This is a genomic window from Pseudonocardia sp. CA-142604, from assembly GCF_050948475.1.
GTDB lineage: Bacteria > Actinomycetota > Actinomycetes > Mycobacteriales > Pseudonocardiaceae > Pseudonocardia > Pseudonocardia alaniniphila.
Genome location: NZ_CP192045.1, coordinates 864,836 through 880,862 on the forward strand (window position 1 = coordinate 864,836; position 16,027 = coordinate 880,862).

Here is a 16,027-nt window from a genome sequence, read left to right on the forward strand (position 1 = left end):
CGCCCGCCGAACCCCCCGCCGCGACATGGTCACCTGTCGCTGTTCTGCGCGTCGGCAGATGCGCGTCAGGTGACCATGTCGTCGGGCGGAGGGTCAGCCGGGCGGACGGTCAGTTGCCGGCGGACGGGGCGGGCGCGGTGGACGGGCGCTTGGCGCGTGCCCAGCGGACGACGGGCTCGACCACCCGCGCGGCCACCGGGCCGATCACGGCCATGAGCAGCACGTACGTGGTGGCGAGGGCGGCAAGCTGTTCGTCCACCGCCGCGTAGCCGACGGCCAGCCCCGCGATGACGATCGAGAACTCGCCGCGTGCCACCAGCGCGGCGCCGGCACGAGCCCGGCCGAGCGTGCCGATCTTCACGCGACTCGCAGCCCACCACCCGGTGGCGAGCTTCGTGAGCGTGGTGGCGACGGCGAGGACGACCGCCCAGCCCAGCACCGGGGGGATCGACGCGGGGTCGGTGTTGAGCCCGAACACCACGAAGAACACCGCGGCGAACAGGTCACGCAGCGGCTCCAGCAGCTTGGTGGCGTTCTCCGCGGTGGAGCCCGAGATCGCGATGCCCAACAGGAACGCGCCGACGGCCGCCGAGACCTGCATCGCCGAGGCGAACCCAGCCACGAGCAGTGCGGCCCCGAGCACCTTGAGCAGGAAGACCTCACGGTCCGGGGAGTCGACGAGTGCGGACACGAACCGGCCGTAGCGCAGCGCCACCACGAGCACGACGGCGAGCACCGCCACCGAGATCCCGACGGCGGTGAGACCGCCTGCGAGGCTCACGCCGATCAGCACCGCGGTGAGGATCGGCAGGTAGAGCGCCATCACGAGGTCCTCGAACACGAGGATCGACAGCACGACGGGCGTCTCGCGGTTACCGAGGCGGCCGAGGTCGGAGAGGACCTTCGCGATGATCCCCGACGAGGAGATGTAGGTGACGCCGCCCATCACGAGCGCCCCGACAGGACCCCAGCCCAGCGCGAGCGCGACAGCCGCACCCGGCGCAGCGTTGAGGACGATGTCGAGGATGCCGCCCATCCAGGACCGGCGCAGGCCCGTGACGAGCTCGGCCGCCGAGTACTCGAGCCCGAGGAGCAGGAGCAGCAGGACCACTCCGACCTCGCCGGCCAGCGACGTGAAGCCCTCGATGCCGCTCAGCGGAATGATGCCGCCGGTGCCGAAGAACAGCCCGCCGAGCAGGTAGAGGGGGATGGGGGACAGCCCGATCCGGCCGGCGAGCCTGCCCAGGATGCCCAGGCTCAAGAACACGGCGCCGAGCTCGATCAGTTCGAGCGCGGTGTGGTCCACGCGCGATCAGCCCCGCTTGAGGATCTTGACAGCGTTGTCGAGCCCCTCCGACGTGCCGACGGTGACCATGAGGTCCCCGGCGGTCAGGGTGAAGTCCGGCGTCGGGCTCGGGTGGACCTGGCCCGCCCGCATCACGGCGACCACGGAGACGCCGGTGCGGGTGCGCAGGGCGGTGTCGCCCAGCGTGCGTCCGTCGAACGGGGCGCCGACGGGGATCTGGCGGGTGTGGATGCCGGGCAGGTCGCGGTGCTCCTCGGTGAGCTGCGCGACGAGCTGCGGTGCGCCGAGCAGGTTGGCCAGCGCACTCGCCTCGTCGACGGTGAGCGGCAGCTCGGCGAGACAAGCGTCGGGGTCGTCCGACTTGGAGATGATCAGCTCGATCCTTCCGTCCCGGTGCGTGACCACGCCGATCCGTCTGCCGCCCCGGATGGCGAAGTCCTTACGCACACCGATGCCGGGCAGTGGCGTGACCTCAACGTTCACCCTGCACACGGTAATCGACTTGCGTCGCTACCCTGAGCGCATGCGGGTCCTCATGCTCGACGCGCCGCAGGCGATGCTCGACGAGCGCCGCCGGCTGGGACTCGACCGTCGCGACGAGATGTGGGACGGCCTGCTGCACCTCGTGTCTCTTCCCAGCGGCCCACACCAGCGGTTTGCCTCGGAGTTCTTCCTTGTCGTCGCACCACTCGCGGAGGCGGCGGATCTCGTGCCCTTGTTCGGGACCGGTCTCTTCCGCTCGGACGACGACTACCGAGTGCCGGACCAGCTGTACTGCACAGCCGAGCATTTCTCGGAGCGGGGCGCGGAAGGGGCCGAGCTCGTCGTCGAGATCCGGTCCAACGACGACGAGACCTACGACAAGATCGGCTTCTACGGTCTGCTCGGCGTCCGCGAGATGATCGTCGCCCACCCGCACGACCGCCGGGTCGAGCTGTTCCGCGCCCTCGGCGGCCGACTCGTGCCCGTGCAACCGGGTGCCTCGGGGGAGCTCACGAGCGAGGTCCTCGGGATCGTCCTGCGCACCGTCGACGAGAAGCTGGAGATCTCCTGGTCCGAGGGCTCCGCCACGGTCTGAGCGCCCGCGGAACCCGGTGGCGGGCTGGGCCTAGTCTTGATGCATGAGTTCCCCCGTGCTGACCGCCGTGGCATGGCCCTACGCCAACGGCCCGCGGCACATCGGCCACGTCTCCGGTATCGGTGTGCCCTCCGACGTGTTCTCCCGCTACCAGCGGATGGCGGGCAAGCGGGTGCTCATGGTCTCGGGCAGCGACGAGCACGGCACCCCGATCCTGGTGCAGGCCGAGAAGGAGGGCCTGACCCCGCAGCAGACCGCGGACAAGTACCACCGTGTCATCTCGGAGGACCTGCGCGGGCTCGGCGTCACCTACGACCTCTACACCCGCACCACCACCGGCAACCATGCCGAGGTCGTGCAGCAGATCTTCCTGGCCCTGTACCGCAACGGTTACATCGTCCCGAGAACCACGACCGGCGCCATCAGCCCGTCCACCGGCCGCACGCTGCCCGACCGCTATGTCGAGGGCACCTGCCCCATCTGCGGCTACCCGCACGCCCGTGGCGACCAGTGCGACAACTGCGGCAACCAGCTCGACGCCACTGAGCTGATCAACCCGCGGTCGCGGATCAACGGCGAGGTACCCGCGTTCGTCGAGACCGAGCATCTGTTCCTCGACCTACCCGCCTTCACCGAGTCGCTCGGCAAATGGCTTGCCACCAAGACGGGGTGGCGGCCGAACGTCCTGAACTTCACCAGGAACCTCGTCGACGACATGCGCCCGCGGCCCATCACCCGCGACCTCGACTGGGGTGTCACGATCCCGCTCGACGGGTGGCGCGACCAGCCGCTCAAGAAGTTCTACGTCTGGTTCGACGCCGTCATCGGCTACTTCTCGGCGAGTGTCGAGTGGGCCCGGCGCACGGGTGACGCCGACGCGTGGAAGGCGTGGTGGAACGACCCCGACGCCGAGCACGTCTACTTCATGGGCAAGGACAACATCACCTTCCACGCCCAGATCTGGCCCGCGCTGCTGCTCGGCCACAACGGCCAGGGCGACCACGGCGGCGAGCCCGGCCCCTACGGCGTCCTCGACCTGCCCACGGAGATCGCCTCCAGCGAGTTCCTCACGATGAGCGGCTCGAAGTTCTCCACCTCGCGCGGCACCGTGATCTACCTGCACGACTTCCTGCGCGACTACGGGCCGGACAGCCTGCGGTACTTCATCTCGGCCGCTGGGCCCGAGACGCAGGACGTCGACTTCACGTGGGACGAGTTCGTCCGGCGGGTCAACTTCGAGCTCGCCAACGAGTGGGGCAACCTCGTCAACCGGTCGATCTCGATGGCGCACAAGAACAACGGTGCGATCCCGCCTGCCACCACTCCGGCGCCGGCCGACGCCGAGCTGCTCGCGCTCTCGCGCGCGGCGTTCGACACGGTCGGTGGGCACCTCACGCGCTCGCGGTTCCGGGCCGGCATCGGCGAGGCGATGCGGGTGGTCTCGGCGGCCAACCGGTACCTGTCGGAGCAGGAGCCGTGGAAGCTGGGGGACGACACCGGCAGGCGCGACGCCGTGCTGCATACGGCGCTGCAGGTCGTGCAGGACGCCAACACGTTGCTCACCCCGTTCCTGCCGCACGCTGCGCAGAAGGTGCACGAGGCGCTGGGCGGCACCGGGGTGTGGGCTGCCCAGCCGGAGCTGGTCGACGTTGCGGACCTGGACATCCCCGGCCGGATCAACCCGATCCTGACCGGCGACTACACCCGCGAGCAGGCACGCTGGGAGTCCACGCCGATCCCGGTCGGTCGCCCGCTGGCGAAGCCCACGCCGATCTTCCGCAAGCTCGACCCGGAGCTCGGCGAGACCGGCCCGGAGTGGGCGCCGATCCAGAAGTGAGCGCAACCCGGAGCGGGAGAGGGTGTCGGTGAGCGGGGCGGATGGGCGCCGCGAGCGGCCGCCCGCCCCGGAGCCGCTCCCCGCGCCGACCGTCGACGCGCACACGCACCTCGACGCCTGCGGCTGCGTGGACGCCGCCGACGTGGCGGCCGCGATGGACCGGGCGGCCGCGGTGGGCGTCACGCGCGCCGTCACGGTCGCGGACGACCTCGCGTCCGCCCGGTGGGCCGTGCAGGCGGCGCACTGGGACGACCGCGTGGTCGCCGCGGTCGCGCTGCACCCGACGCGCACGGCCGCCCTCACCGACGACGACCACGCCGAGATCGAACGGCTCGCGCGTGACCCGCGGGTGGTCGCGGTGGGGGAGACCGGCCTGGACTACTACTGGGACTACTCGCCGCCCGCCGCGCAGCAGGAGTCATTCCGCAGGCACATCGACCTCGCCAAGCGGATCGGCAAGCCGCTGATGATCCACGACCGTGACGCCCATGACGACGTGCTGCGGATTCTGCGCGAGGAGGGAGCGCCGGAGACGGTGGTGTTCCACTGCTTCTCCGGCGACGCCGCGATGGCCCGAGAGTGCTCCGCGGCGGGCTACGTCCTGTCCTTCGCGGGCCCTGTGACCTTCCGCAACGCCCGCGCGCTGCAGGAGGCGGCGGTCGTGGTGCCGGAGGACCAGTTGCTCGCGGAGACCGACGCTCCGTTCCTCACCCCGCACCCGCACCGCGGCCGGGCGAACGAGCCGTACTGCCTGCCGTGGACCGTGCGTGCTCTCGCGACGTTGCGCGGTGTCACCGACGATCAGCTCGCCGCGAGCACCGCAGGCACCGCCCGGCGAGTTTTCCGTCTCGATGGGCTACCCGCTGTCGCGGGTTTACCTTCGGCAGGCGCGGGCGACGCTCGTTCGGCGTAGCGAAGGGTCCACTCGGCGCTATCGGCGTGTCGGGAATAGGCGAGGGCTTTGACTGCCCGTTACGGTTCCGTGATCGCTAAAGCCGGGGTGGGGAACGCTCCCCAGCACAGCGGTCACGGTGGACCGGGGCGCTCCCCCTGATCCTTGCCTCCGGGCCACCGTGATCGATGCCTCCCCTGCCCGGTCCGACGAGGTCTGGAAGCCAGTGGTCGACGTCTCTCCTCGCGCGCGGCACCGTGCCCCGCGTGGGCGCGGGGGTCGAAAGGACACCGCGCCCCCTGCCGTGGTGTCCACGGAGGACCCTTACGCAGAGTGGTACAGCGGTGGGGACACCGGGACGTTCCCGGCATCCCCCGCCGAGCTGCTCGCGCACGCGCGCGAGTCCGCGATCGAGCGCAGCGGCAGAACCAGGCCGGCGCACGGCGGAACCCGGCCGCCGCGCCGCGACCTGCGGCGCCAGGTTCCCGTGATGACACGGCCTGCCCACGGTTCCATCGCCGTCGATGCCGGTGCCGACCCCTCGACAGGCCCCTTCGAGGTCGTTCCGGCGCAGGAGGTCACCGGCCGGATCGCGCCGATCGACGACGACATGACGGGCCCGATCCCGGTGGTCGCGACCGTCGCCGCTCCCGAGGTCGAGGTCGAGGCCGAGCCGCTGACCCACCCGTTCGCGGCTGTCACGGCGCCGCCGGCTCCTCCCGGCACAGCTGCTCCCACCCGTGCCGACCGGCGTCGCCAAGAGGCCGCCGCTCGCCGGGGTCACGCAGGCGTCGTCGTGCGCGGCACCGTGCTCGCGACGCTCGTCGCTCTGGTCGGCGGCAGCGCCACCGCGCTGGCCATGGACAAGACGATCACGATCACGGTCGACGGCGAGGACCGCGTCGTGCACACGTTCGCCGACGACGTCGAATCGGCGCTGGAGTCGGCTGGGCTCGACGCCGCTCCGCAGGACCGTGTGGAGCCCGCGTTGCCCACCGATCTGGTCAGTGGCGACCACATCATCGTCAGCAAGGCGCGCAAGCTCACGCTCGTGGAAGGACCGTCGGAGCGGGAGGTCTGGACCACGGCGGCGTCGGTGGGCGACGCCCTGGCCGTGCTCGGCGTCGACGCCAGCCCGATCCAGATGTCCGCCGCGCCCACCACGAGCATTCCGCTGGCCGGTATGGCGCTCAAGCTGAACGTGCCGAAGGCCGTCTCGTTCACCGACGGCACCAACGCCCTCGAGCAGCTCACCACCTCCGCGGGAACGGTGAGCGGCCTGCTCGCCGAGCGGGGCATCCAGCTCGGCCCGGACGACGTCTCGGTGCCCTCCGGCGACACTCCGCTCACCGACGGCGCGTCGGTGCAGGTGGTGCGCAACGGTGTCGGCGAGGTCGTGGTCGTCCGGCCGATCCCGCCGCCGGAGCAGGAGATCGAGGATCCCGACCTGCCCCGGGGCAAGCGGGTGGTCGTCGACAAGGGCAAGGCCGGCGAGCAGACGGCGATCATGCGCGTGTACGTGCAGAACGGCGCGGAGGTCCGGCGCGAGCAGGTCCGTGCAGGCGGCATGACCCCGGCGAGGCCCCGCATCGTCAAGATCGGCACGAACGACGACATCCCGCAGGCTCCGGCCGTCACCGACGGCAGCGTCTGGGATCGGCTCGCCTACTGCGAGGCCACCGGCAACTGGGGGATCAACTCCGGCAACGGCTACTACGGCGGCCTGCAGTTCGATGCCGGCACCTGGCGCGCCTACGGCGGCACCGACTACGCGCCGCTGCCCCACCAGGCCAGCCGCGAGGAGCAGATTGCGGTCGCCAGCAAGGTCCGCGACGACCGGGGCGACTACGGGGCCTGGCCGGCGTGCGCGAACAAGCTCGGGCTGCCCCGGTGACACCGCGCAGAGTGGGCCGGTGCACCCTCCGGGGGTGACGGACGAGCGGTCGCGGCTGTTGGGGCCGGCAGAGGTACGGGCCCTGGCCGGCGAGCTGGGGCTGCGGCCGACGAAGCGGCTCGGGCAGAACTTCGTGCACGACCCCAACACGGTGCGCCGCATCGTCCGGGAGGCGGAGCTCGCGCCGGACGACGTCGTGGTGGAGGTCGGGCCGGGTCTCGGATCGTTGACGCTCGCCCTGCTCCCGGCGGTGCGCGCGGTCCATGCCGTGGAGATCGACCCCGTGCTGGCGGCCCGGCTGCCCACCACCGCCGCCGAGCGGGCGCCCGCGCTGGCCGACCGGCTCAGCGTCGTCACGGCCGACGCGCTGCATCTGCGGGCCGCTGATCTGCCGGAGCCGGCGCCCACCGCGATCGTCGCGAACCTGCCCTACAACGTCGGCGTGCCCGTGGTGCTGCATCTGCTGGCCGAGTTGCCGCTGATCCGGCGTGGGCTCGTGATGGTGCAGTCGGAGGTGGCCGAGCGCCTCGCCGCCCAACCCGGCAGCAAGACCTATGGCGTGCCGAGCGCCAAGCTGGCCTGGTTCGCCTCGGCCCGCCGGGCAGGTCCGGTGCCGCGAGCGGTGTTCTGGCCGGTGCCGAACGTCGACTCCGGGCTGTTGGCCTTCGACCGGCGCGAACCGCCGCCCGGCGACCGCACCGAGGTGTTCACGCTGATCGACGCGGCGTTCGCGCAGCGCCGCAAGGCCCTGCGGTCGGCGCTGTCGGGCTGGGCGGGCTCGCCTGCGGCGGCGGAGGAGGCTCTGCGCGCGGCCGGAATCCCGCCGCTGGAGCGCGCCGAGAAGCTCGACGTCACCGCGTTCGCCCGCCTGGCCGCCGCGCGCCCTTAGGAGCGCGCTGAACAACTCGGCCCTACTGCGCGGCACCCAGGCGGCGCCCTCGCGGCGTTGTCGTCGGGCCCGATACAACGGCGGTATCGGCCCCTCTTCCGCCTTGCGATCGCCCGGGTGCGGGTGTCCCGTAAGGACACTGCACCTGGATCCACCGCTCGCTACGGGCTGAGTTGTTGTTCAGCACCCCCCTGGCCGGCGTCCGCCCGTGTCGATGAGGGCGGAAGTTCCGTGTGTACTATTCCGCGCGGAATAACCCTGGGGGAACGATCTGGGCGGAGTGGTGTGTGTAGTGGCGGCACTGACGTCGCTGGCGACCAGCATCCTGGCGCTGCTGTGCGAACGGCCGATGCATCCCTACGAGATGTACCGGTTGATGATGGATCGGTTCGAGGACCGGGTCGTCAAGGTGCGGCCGGGCTCGCTCTACCACACCGTCGACCGGCTGGCGGCCCATGGACTGGTCGAGGCGATCGGCACCGACCGCGAGGGCGCGCGTCCCGAGCGCACCACGTACTGCATCACGGCCACCGGGCGCGTCGCGATGCAGGAGTGGATCCGCGGCGTGCTCGCTGAGCCGGTCAACGAGTTCCCCCGGTTCCCGGTCGCCCTCGGCGAGGCGCACAACCTTCCGCGTGCAGAGGCGATCGAGCTGCTCACGGCACGTATCCGCCGCATCGAGGCGGAGCTCGCCGAGGTGGAGCCGGCCCTCGCACGCGGGGCGGCCAAGACCGCTGAGGCCCACCTGCTGGACGGGTACTTCCTCGTGGAGATGTCGCGGGCGGAGCTGACCTGGCTGCGACGGCTCGTGGCTCGGCTCGAGACCAAGGAGCTGGGATGGCCACTCGACGACTGACCGACACGGCTACCGAGGCCGTGCCGCCCAGCCCGTGGCCCGCGCTGTGGGCGCTGGTGGTCGGGTTCTTCATGATCCTGGTGGACTCGACGATCGTCTCCGTCGCCACGCCCGCGATCATGGCCGGGCTCGGCGCCGGTGTGGACTCGGTCGTGTGGGTCACGAGCGCCTACCTGCTCGCCTACGCGGTGCCACTGCTGATCACCGGGCGGCTGGGTGACCGGTTCGGACCGCGCCGCGTTTACCTCGCTGGGCTGGCCGTCTTCACGCTGGCATCGCTGTGGTGCGGCCTGACCGACAGCATCGGCGAGCTCGTCACGGCGCGGGTTCTGCAGGGCCTCGGGGCGTCCCTGATGACCCCGCAGACGATGGCCGTGATCACGCGGACCTTCCCCGCCGAGAGCCGGGGCAAGGCGATGAGCCTGTGGGGCGCCACCGCCGGTGTGGCCACGCTCGTCGGGCCGATCCTGGGCGGAGTGCTCGTCGACAGCCTCGGCTGGGAATGGATCTTCATCGTCAACGTGCCGGTCGGCGTCGTCGGCTTCGTCGTGGCGGCCCGGCTGGTTCCCGAGCTCCCGACCCACGTCCGCCGCTTCGACCTGCTCGGTGTGGCGCTGAGCGCGATCGGCATGTTCCTGCTGGTCTTCGGCATCCAGGAGGGGCAGACCTACGACTGGGGGACGATCACCGGCCCGATCTCCGTGTGGTCGCTGATCGTCGCCGGCCTGGTGGTGATGGGGGCCTTCCTGTTCTGGCAGGCGCGCACCCGCGGAGAGCCGCTGGTGACACTTGCTCTGTTCCGCGACCGGAACTTCAGCCTCGCCAACGTCGCGATCAGCACGGTCGGTTTCGCGGTCACCGCGATGACGTTCCCGATCATCTTCTACGCCCAGGGCGTGCTCGGGCTCAGTCCCACGGGTTCGGCGCTGCTGCTCGTGCCGATGGCGGTCGTCTCCGGTGGGCTCGCGCCGCTCGTGGGCGGGTGGACCGACCGTGTGCACCCGAGCTGGATCGCCGGTATCGGGATGGTGTCCTTCCTGGTGGCGTTGCTGTGGCTCGCGGCGATCATGGGGCCGGCCACGCCGATCTGGCAGCTGTTGCTCCCGGTCGCGCTGCTCGGCGTGGCCAACGGTTTCGTGTGGGCTCCGATCGGCAGCACGGCGACGCGGAACCTTCCGCCCTCGAACGCCGGTGGCGGCGCCGGCATCTACAACACGACCCGCCAGATCGGCGCGGTGCTGGGCAGTGCGGGGATCGCGGTGCTGATCGAGTCGCGGCTCGCCGCGAATCTGCCGGCATCTCCCGCCGGCGGAAGTTCAGAGGTCGGCGTGTCGCGGATTCCGGAGGCACTGCACGCCGGTTTCGCCACGGCGATGGGGCAGGCGCTCGTGCTGCCCGCCGTGGTTCTGCTGATCGGGCTGGTGGCGGTGCTGTTGTTCGCGAGGCCGCGGCACCTGAGCCGCCCGTCGCCCGCCGAGGCGGCGGCGCCCGTCCTGCCGGTTGTCAAGTAGCCCAGGCGTCAGGTTCGTGGCCCGCCCCGCTCGGGCCGGGAGCCGACGCACGTAGTGTTGTCGGGTGCTCGCTGCCGTCCCTCCCCCGGTCACCGTGCGCGTTCCGGCGAAGATCAACCTGCATCTTGCAGTCGGGCCGTTGCGCGAGGACGGCTTCCACGACCTGGTCACGGTGTTCCACGCCGTGAGCCTGTTCGACGAGGTGTCCCTCGCGTCCAGCGACGCGCCCGGGATCGAGGTGCACGGAGAAGGCGTCGCCGAGGTGCCCGCCGACGAGACGAACCTGGCCTGGCGGGCCGTCCAGCTCCTGGCCGAGCGCGCCGACCGTGATCCGGACGTGCGGCTGGTGCTGCGCAAGGGCATTCCGGTAGCCGGTGGAATGGCCGGCGGGAGCGCCGACGCGGCCGCGGCTCTCGTCGGGTTGTCGGCGTTGTGGAAACTCGACCTCTCCCGCGACGAGCTGTCCGTGCTGGCAGCCGAGCTCGGCAGCGACGTCACGTTTGCGCTCTACGGCGGCACCGCGCTCGGCACCGGACGCGGCGAGCGGATCGTGCCGGTGCTGTCCCGGCACCCGCAGCACTGGGTGATCGCCCTGCACCGCGGCGGCCTCTCCACACCGAGCGTCTTCCGAGAGCTCGACCGGCTGCGTGGGGACGATGCCCCGCCGGACCGGCCCGTCGAGCCCGTGCTGGAGGCGCTGGCCGGCGGCGACCCCCGTCAGCTCGCGCTCAGCCTCGGCAACGACCTGCAGGCCGCCGCCGTCAGCATGGCCCCGGATCTGCGCCGCACCTTGCGTGCTGGGGTCACCGCGGGCGCGCTGGCCGGGCTCGTCTCCGGGTCGGGGCCGACGTGCGCGTTCCTGTGCTCCGGCGCCGACGCGGCGATCGACGTGGCCACCGAGCTGGCCGGTGTCGGCGTCTGCCGCACCGTGCGGGTGGCGCACGGCCCGGTGCCGGGCGCCCGTGTCGTCGATCAGCACGAGCCGCCTGGTCCACCCACGTCCTGGCCTCCGGTGCGTGCCTGATGCCTCCACGCGCAGCAGCCCCGAGATCTGCCCAGAACCTGGTCAACCTGGAGGCCGTCACCGCTCACGTTCCCGGCGACGCCTCGCGCGTCCTGCTCGATGCCGTGTCGCTCGGCGTCGAGCGTGGGGAGCGCGTCGGCGTCGTGGGACTGAACGGCGGGGGCAAGACCACCCTGCTCGACATCATCACCGGCGAGCGTCCGCCCGACGGGGGACGGGTGAGCCGCCTCGGCGGGCTCAACCTCGCCCACCTTGCACAGGGCGACGCACTCCCGGCCGGTGCCCGCGTCCGGGACGTCGTGCTCGCGGCCTGGGAGGGCGCGGCCGACCACGAGTGGGCCGCGGACGCCAAGGTCCGCGACGTGCTCGGCGGGCTCGGCATCGGCGACCTCGACCGCACCGTCGATGGCCTGTCCGGCGGCGAGAAGCGGCGGGTGGCGCTGGCGGCGGCGCTCGTCGGCGAGCCCGACCTCGTGGTGCTGGACGAGCCCACGAACCATCTCGACGTCGAGGGCATCGGCTGGCTCGCCCAGCATCTGCTGTCGCGGCGGTGCGCGGTCGTGGTCGTCACGCACGACCGGTGGTTCCTCGACGCGGTCTGCACGCGCACGTGGGAGGTCGCGGGCGGCCGGGTGGAGAGCTACCTCGGCGGTTATGCCGACTGGGTCTACGCCCGTGCCGAGCGCTCCCGGCAGGCGGACGCCGCGGAGGCACGCCGGCAGAACCTCGCCCGCAAGGAGCTGGCCTGGCTGCGCCGCGGCGCGCCTGCCCGTACGTCGAAGCCGCGGTTCCGGATCGAGGCCGCGGAGGCGCTGATCGCCGACGTCCCGCCGCCCCGCAACACGGTGGAACTGCTCGGGTTCGCCACCAACCGGCTCGGCCGCACGGTGCTGGAACTGGAGGACGCCACCGCCGAGATCGCCGGCCGCACGCTGCTCGACCACGTCACCTGGCGCCTCGGTCCCGGTGACCGCGTCGGGATCGTCGGGGTCAACGGCTCGGGCAAGACCACGCTGCTGCGCACCCTGAGCGGGGAACGTCCGCTGCAGGGCGGCCGGATCGTCAGGGGCACCACGGTGCAGCTCGCCGAGCTGAGCCAGGAGCTCACGGACCTGCCCAGGGACATGCGCGTGCTGGAGGCCACCGAGCAGGTGGCGAAGTACGTGAGGTTCGGCAAGCTCGAGCTCACCGCGTCGTCGGTGCTGGAACGGCTGGGCTTTCCCGCCGCCCGCCAGTGGACGCCGGTCGGGCAGCTCTCCGGTGGTGAGCGGCGCAGGCTCCAGCTCACCCGGCTGTTGATGGCGGAGCCCAACGTCCTGCTGCTCGACGAGCCCACCAACGACCTCGACGTCGACACGCTCTCCCGGCTCGAGGACCTGCTCGACGGGTGGCCGGGCACGCTCATCGTCGTCAGCCACGACCGTTACCTCGTGGAACGGGTGTGCGACACGGTCGTCGCGCTTCTGGGCGACGGGAAGGTCACGCACCTGCCCGGCGGGATCGAGGAGTACCTGCAGCGGCGTGCGGCGGCAGGCAGGCAGGCGACGGGCCTCTCCGCACCGCCACCCACACCCGCCGCTGCGGCGAAGCCGACGTCGAGTGCGGCTGATCAGCGAGCAGCGCGCAAGGAGGCCTCCCGGCTGGAGCGCCGACTGGAGACGCTGAGCAAGCGCGAGAAGCAGTTGCACGAAGAGCTGGCCGCTGCTGCCACCGACCCGTCCCGGCTGCTGGAGCTCGACGCCGAGCTCCGGTCCGTGCTCGCCGAGAAGGAGAGCGTGGAGCTGGACTGGCTGGCGGCGGCGGAGATCGCCGAGTCGTAGCGTCGAGCCGGACGTCCGGCTGACCCCAGGATCCGTCGTTCGATCGATTCGCCCGGATTCGCGGCGCCTTAGCGTCGCTCGTGAATCTCTGGGGGGACGAATGACGACGATCACGAGCCCGACGCCGGTCCGGCCGGTGCCGGATTTCGCCCGCGGCCCGGTGCTCGCGATGGCAGCCGCCACGGCGGTACTGCTGACCGCGGTCAGCGGCCGCTACGGCTACTTCGGCGACGAGTTGTACTTCATCGCGGCGGGGCACCAACTCGCCTGGGGCTACGCGGACCAGCCGCCGATGCTGCCGCTGATCGCGCTGGCGATGGACACCATCGCGCCGGGATCGCTGCCGGTGCTCCGCATTCCGGCCACGCTCGCGACGGTGGCCGGGGTCGTGCTGACCGCACTGCTGGCCCGCGAGTTCGGCGGCGGGAGGCGCGCGCAGCTGATCGCGGCGGGCGCGTTTGCGATCTCACCGAACTTCCTGGGCACCGGGCACCTGCTGGCCACGTCGACATTGGACCCCGCACTGTGGACGGCCCTGACCTGGCTGCTGGTCCGCTGGCTACGCACCCGACAGGACGGGCTGCTGATCGCGGCAGGGGTGGTCACCGCGGTCGCGCTCCAGGTGAAGTTCCTCGTCGTGGCGTTCTGGGTGGTCGCGATCGTCGCGGTGCTCGTGTTCGGTCCCCGCGATCTGCTGCGCAGGCCCGCGCTCTGGCTGGGCGGCGCGATCGCGGTGCTCGCCACCGTGCCCACATTGGTCTGGCAGGCGCAGAACGGCTGGCCGCAACTGGGGATGAGCCGCGCCGTCGCCGCCGAGAGCGTCTATGCGGGCGGCGTGATCGGGTTCCTGCCGGTGGCGCTGCTGATGGTCGGGCTGCTGATCGGGTCGGTGCTCGCCGTGCACGGTGTCGGCCGGCTACTGGCCGACCCCGCGTACCGGTTCCTGGGAGTCACGGCGCTCGGCGTCACCCTGATCTTCCTCGTGAGCGGCGGGCGTCCGTACTACATCGCCGGGATGTTCCCGCTGCTCTGGGCGGCGTCCGCGGCCGCGATCGAGCGGCGCAGGCCTGCGGTGTGGTGGCGCTGGGTGCCGACGTGGCCGGTGTACGCCGTCACGGCCGTGCTCGTTCTCGGCGTCCTGCACATCCTCCCGATCAAGCCGGTCTCGGCGCACGCCGACCAGCCGCTGCAGATCGGGAACTTCCAGCGCGACGAGATCGGCTGGCCCGCGATGGTGGACGACGTGGTGGCCGCACATCGGGCGCTGCCGCCGGAGTCCGCGCGGAACGCCGTGGTGGTCACGGGGGACTACTGGTCGTTGTCGGCGATCCAGCACTTCGCGCCGGACCTGCCCGCGTACAGCGGGGCGCGGGGGGCCGCGTGGTTCGGCATGCCGCCGGAGGACTCCGGCTCCGTGATCTTCGTCGGCGACCCGACCGCGGTGGCGGCGGAGTTCGACCGCGTGACGCAGGTGGGCGCCTTGGACAACGACGTGCGTGTCGCCAACCTGGCGCAGGGGACGCCGATCTTCCTGCTCGAGGGGCGTCAGCGGCCATGGGCGGAGCTGTGGCCCGCTCTACGGCACCTATAGGTCGTGCGCGGATGCGGGAGCACCGGCATCCGCGCACGACCCGCGATCAGGACGCGAGCGCGGCCACCAGATCAGGGGTGCGCCCGAGCAGCGCGGCCGTAGCGATCGGGTCCATGTAGTCGTCGTACTCGACGATCTGGCCGTCGCGTACGCGGATCACCCCCAGCGCCCGGAACCGGTACGGGCCACCAGTGGCGTGGGAATGCCCGTGGTGCTCGATCTCCGCCACGACGACCTCGGGGTCGTCCGTCTCCCGGACCACCACGTCGACGTCCTCGATCTCGAACATCGCGCGCCGGCCGGACGCGGCGCCGTGGTAGGCGCGGATCTCGTCCTGCCCGTTCAGCTCGCGCGGCATTCCAGGCGGGGCGAACGGGTAGCGGAGCACACCGTCGACGGCGAAGAGGTCGGCGAACGTGACGCCCTCACCAGCCACCATGCGGCGCACCTGGTCGACGACTTCCCGCGGACTACGGCTCATGAATCCTCCCTAGAATCGGAACGGTGACCCCGTTTCGACTATACGGAACGATCGCCCCGTTTAGCCATAGGGGGCCGCGTGGCTGAGCGACCGCTACGGGCCGACGCGCGCCGCAACCGGGAACGAGTGCTGGCCGCCGCTGCCGAGGCGTTCGCCGAGCGCGGGTACGACGTCCCGCTCGACGAGATCGCCGCCGCGGCCGGCGTCGGTCCGGGCACGGTCTACCGGCACTTCCCGACGAAGGAGGCGTTGTTCGAGGCCGTGTCGCTCGCCCGCGTGCAGGAGCATGCGGCGGACGCGCGAGCCCGAGCCACGGCGGACGATCCCGGGGCGGCCTTCGACGGGTTCCTCGCCCGCCTCGCCGAGGAGGCGGAACGTAAACGTGACTTTCCGGACGCTCTCGCGGGAGCCGGGGCGGAGGGTATCGCCGAAGCGGTGGCCGAGATGCAGGATGCGCTCGGTGTGCTGCTGGCGCGGGCGCAGGCGGCCGGGGCCGTTCGCGGCGAGATCACGGTCAAGGATCTGGTCGCCCTGCTCAAAGCCATGCTGTACGTAGTTCGCGCCGACCCTGAACCCGAGCTGCGGCAGCGCGTCTACGCCGTGCTGCGGGACGGGCTCCGACCTCCGGCGGGTTGAGATCAATCTTTCGACCGATCCGCCGGATGGTCATCTCCTCTAACGTCGAGGACGTGCGGCCGGGTCGGGGGACCCGGAGGGGGGCACCGCACTGGGCGACCGGCCCACCGCTGATCGACGGAGGCGGCGGGCCGGTCGGAACCCTCGGTCGGTTCGCGCCCTGCCGCGCGAGCCGTATCAGCGGCGCATCAGCGCGGTGTAAGTGGCGTATC

Annotated in this window: 14 protein-coding genes; 11 read left to right on the plus strand and 3 right to left on the minus strand. The window is 71.7% G+C overall.

Annotated features, from left to right (window positions below; genetic code table 11):
- Positions 1–109 precede the first annotated feature (109 nt).
- Both ACQPZQ_RS04130 and ACQPZQ_RS04135 read right to left on the minus strand, forming a co-directional pair.
- Complete coding sequence (locus tag ACQPZQ_RS04130; RefSeq protein WP_433292201.1) at positions 110–1,306, minus strand: cation:proton antiporter; 1,197 nt, start codon at positions 1,304–1,306, stop codon at positions 110–112.
- A 6-nt stretch (positions 1,307–1,312) separates the two neighbouring features.
- Complete coding sequence (locus ACQPZQ_RS04135; protein ID WP_241042654.1) at positions 1,313–1,789, minus strand: cation:proton antiporter regulatory subunit; 477 nt, start codon at positions 1,787–1,789, stop codon at positions 1,313–1,315.
- A gap of 40 nt (positions 1,790–1,829) precedes the next feature.
- Here ACQPZQ_RS04135 and ACQPZQ_RS04140 point away from each other — a divergent pair, with 40 nt between their 5' ends.
- From ACQPZQ_RS04140 to ACQPZQ_RS04185, 10 genes are all read left to right on the plus strand, one after another.
- Positions 1,830–2,384: a Uma2 family endonuclease gene (locus ACQPZQ_RS04140; protein ID WP_433292204.1), complete on the plus strand. Its 555-nt coding sequence runs from the start codon at positions 1,830–1,832 to the stop codon at positions 2,382–2,384.
- Positions 2,385–2,427: 43 nt separating this feature from the next.
- Entirely contained in the window at positions 2,428–4,221 is a 1,794-nt protein-coding gene (metG, locus tag ACQPZQ_RS04145) for a methionine--tRNA ligase (protein WP_433292206.1), read from the plus strand.
- Positions 4,222–4,249: 28 nt separating this feature from the next.
- The gene (locus tag ACQPZQ_RS04150) at positions 4,250–5,134 is read left to right on the plus strand and encodes a TatD family hydrolase (RefSeq protein WP_433292208.1); all 885 of its coding nucleotides are present in this window, start codon (positions 4,250–4,252) and stop codon (positions 5,132–5,134) included.
- Between the two features lie 286 nt (positions 5,135–5,420).
- Positions 5,421–7,007: a transglycosylase family protein gene (locus ACQPZQ_RS04155; RefSeq protein WP_433292210.1), complete on the plus strand. Its 1,587-nt coding sequence runs from the start codon at positions 5,421–5,423 to the stop codon at positions 7,005–7,007.
- 34 nt (positions 7,008–7,041) lie between these two features.
- On the plus strand, positions 7,042–7,896 hold the full coding sequence (rsmA, locus tag ACQPZQ_RS04160) for a 16S rRNA (adenine(1518)-N(6)/adenine(1519)-N(6))-dimethyltransferase RsmA (RefSeq protein WP_433292212.1): 855 nt from the start codon (positions 7,042–7,044) through the stop codon (positions 7,894–7,896).
- A 292-nt stretch (positions 7,897–8,188) separates the two neighbouring features.
- A complete protein-coding gene (locus ACQPZQ_RS04165) occupies positions 8,189–8,752 on the plus strand; it encodes a PadR family transcriptional regulator (protein ID WP_433292214.1) in 564 nt (187 codons plus the stop codon).
- Positions 8,734–10,263 carry a DHA2 family efflux MFS transporter permease subunit gene (locus ACQPZQ_RS04170; RefSeq protein ID WP_433292216.1) on the plus strand — a complete coding sequence of 510 codons (1,530 nt, stop codon included), beginning with the start codon at positions 8,734–8,736 and terminating at the stop codon, positions 10,261–10,263. The genes ACQPZQ_RS04165 and ACQPZQ_RS04170 overlap by 19 nt, the downstream gene beginning before the upstream one ends.
- A gap of 64 nt (positions 10,264–10,327) precedes the next feature.
- A complete protein-coding gene (locus tag ACQPZQ_RS04175) occupies positions 10,328–11,287 on the plus strand; it encodes a 4-(cytidine 5'-diphospho)-2-C-methyl-D-erythritol kinase (RefSeq protein ID WP_241042661.1) in 960 nt (319 codons plus the stop codon).
- On the plus strand, positions 11,287–13,107 hold the full coding sequence (locus ACQPZQ_RS04180; protein ID WP_433292219.1) for an ATP-binding cassette domain-containing protein: 1,821 nt from the start codon (positions 11,287–11,289) through the stop codon (positions 13,105–13,107). The genes ACQPZQ_RS04175 and ACQPZQ_RS04180 overlap by 1 nt, the downstream gene beginning before the upstream one ends.
- A 100-nt stretch (positions 13,108–13,207) precedes the next feature.
- Complete coding sequence (locus tag ACQPZQ_RS04185; RefSeq protein ID WP_433292221.1) at positions 13,208–14,698, plus strand: glycosyltransferase family 39 protein; 1,491 nt, start codon at positions 13,208–13,210, stop codon at positions 14,696–14,698.
- A gap of 46 nt (positions 14,699–14,744) precedes the next feature.
- Here ACQPZQ_RS04185 and ACQPZQ_RS04190 read toward each other — a convergent pair whose 3' ends face one another.
- The gene (locus tag ACQPZQ_RS04190; protein WP_433292223.1) at positions 14,745–15,179 is read right to left on the minus strand and encodes a nuclear transport factor 2 family protein; all 435 of its coding nucleotides are present in this window, start codon (positions 15,177–15,179) and stop codon (positions 14,745–14,747) included.
- A gap of 78 nt (positions 15,180–15,257) precedes the next feature.
- On the opposite strand from ACQPZQ_RS04190, the gene ACQPZQ_RS04195 reads away from it, so the two are divergent.
- On the plus strand, positions 15,258–15,815 hold the full coding sequence (locus ACQPZQ_RS04195; RefSeq protein WP_433292225.1) for a TetR/AcrR family transcriptional regulator: 558 nt from the start codon (positions 15,258–15,260) through the stop codon (positions 15,813–15,815).
- Positions 15,816–16,027: the final 212 nt, after the last annotated feature.

What these genes read in the sequence shown, in the direction of transcription:
- ACQPZQ_RS04185 (WP_433292221.1), top strand. Translation starts at nt 13,208, where the DNA reads ATGACGACGATCACGAGCCCGACGCCGGTCCGGCCGGTGCCGGATTTC.
- ACQPZQ_RS04140 (WP_433292204.1), top strand. Translation starts at nt 1,830, where the DNA reads ATGCGGGTCCTCATGCTCGACGCGCCGCAGGCGATGCTCGACGAGCGC.
- ACQPZQ_RS04170 (WP_433292216.1), top strand. Translation starts at nt 8,734, where the DNA reads ATGGCCACTCGACGACTGACCGACACGGCTACCGAGGCCGTGCCGCCC.
- ACQPZQ_RS04190 (WP_433292223.1), bottom strand. Translation starts at nt 15,179, where the DNA reads ATGAGCCGTAGTCCGCGGGAAGTCGTCGACCAGGTGCGCCGCATGGTG.
- ACQPZQ_RS04180 (WP_433292219.1), top strand. Translation starts at nt 11,287, where the DNA reads ATGCCTCCACGCGCAGCAGCCCCGAGATCTGCCCAGAACCTGGTCAAC.
- metG (WP_433292206.1), top strand. Translation starts at nt 2,428, where the DNA reads ATGAGTTCCCCCGTGCTGACCGCCGTGGCATGGCCCTACGCCAACGGC.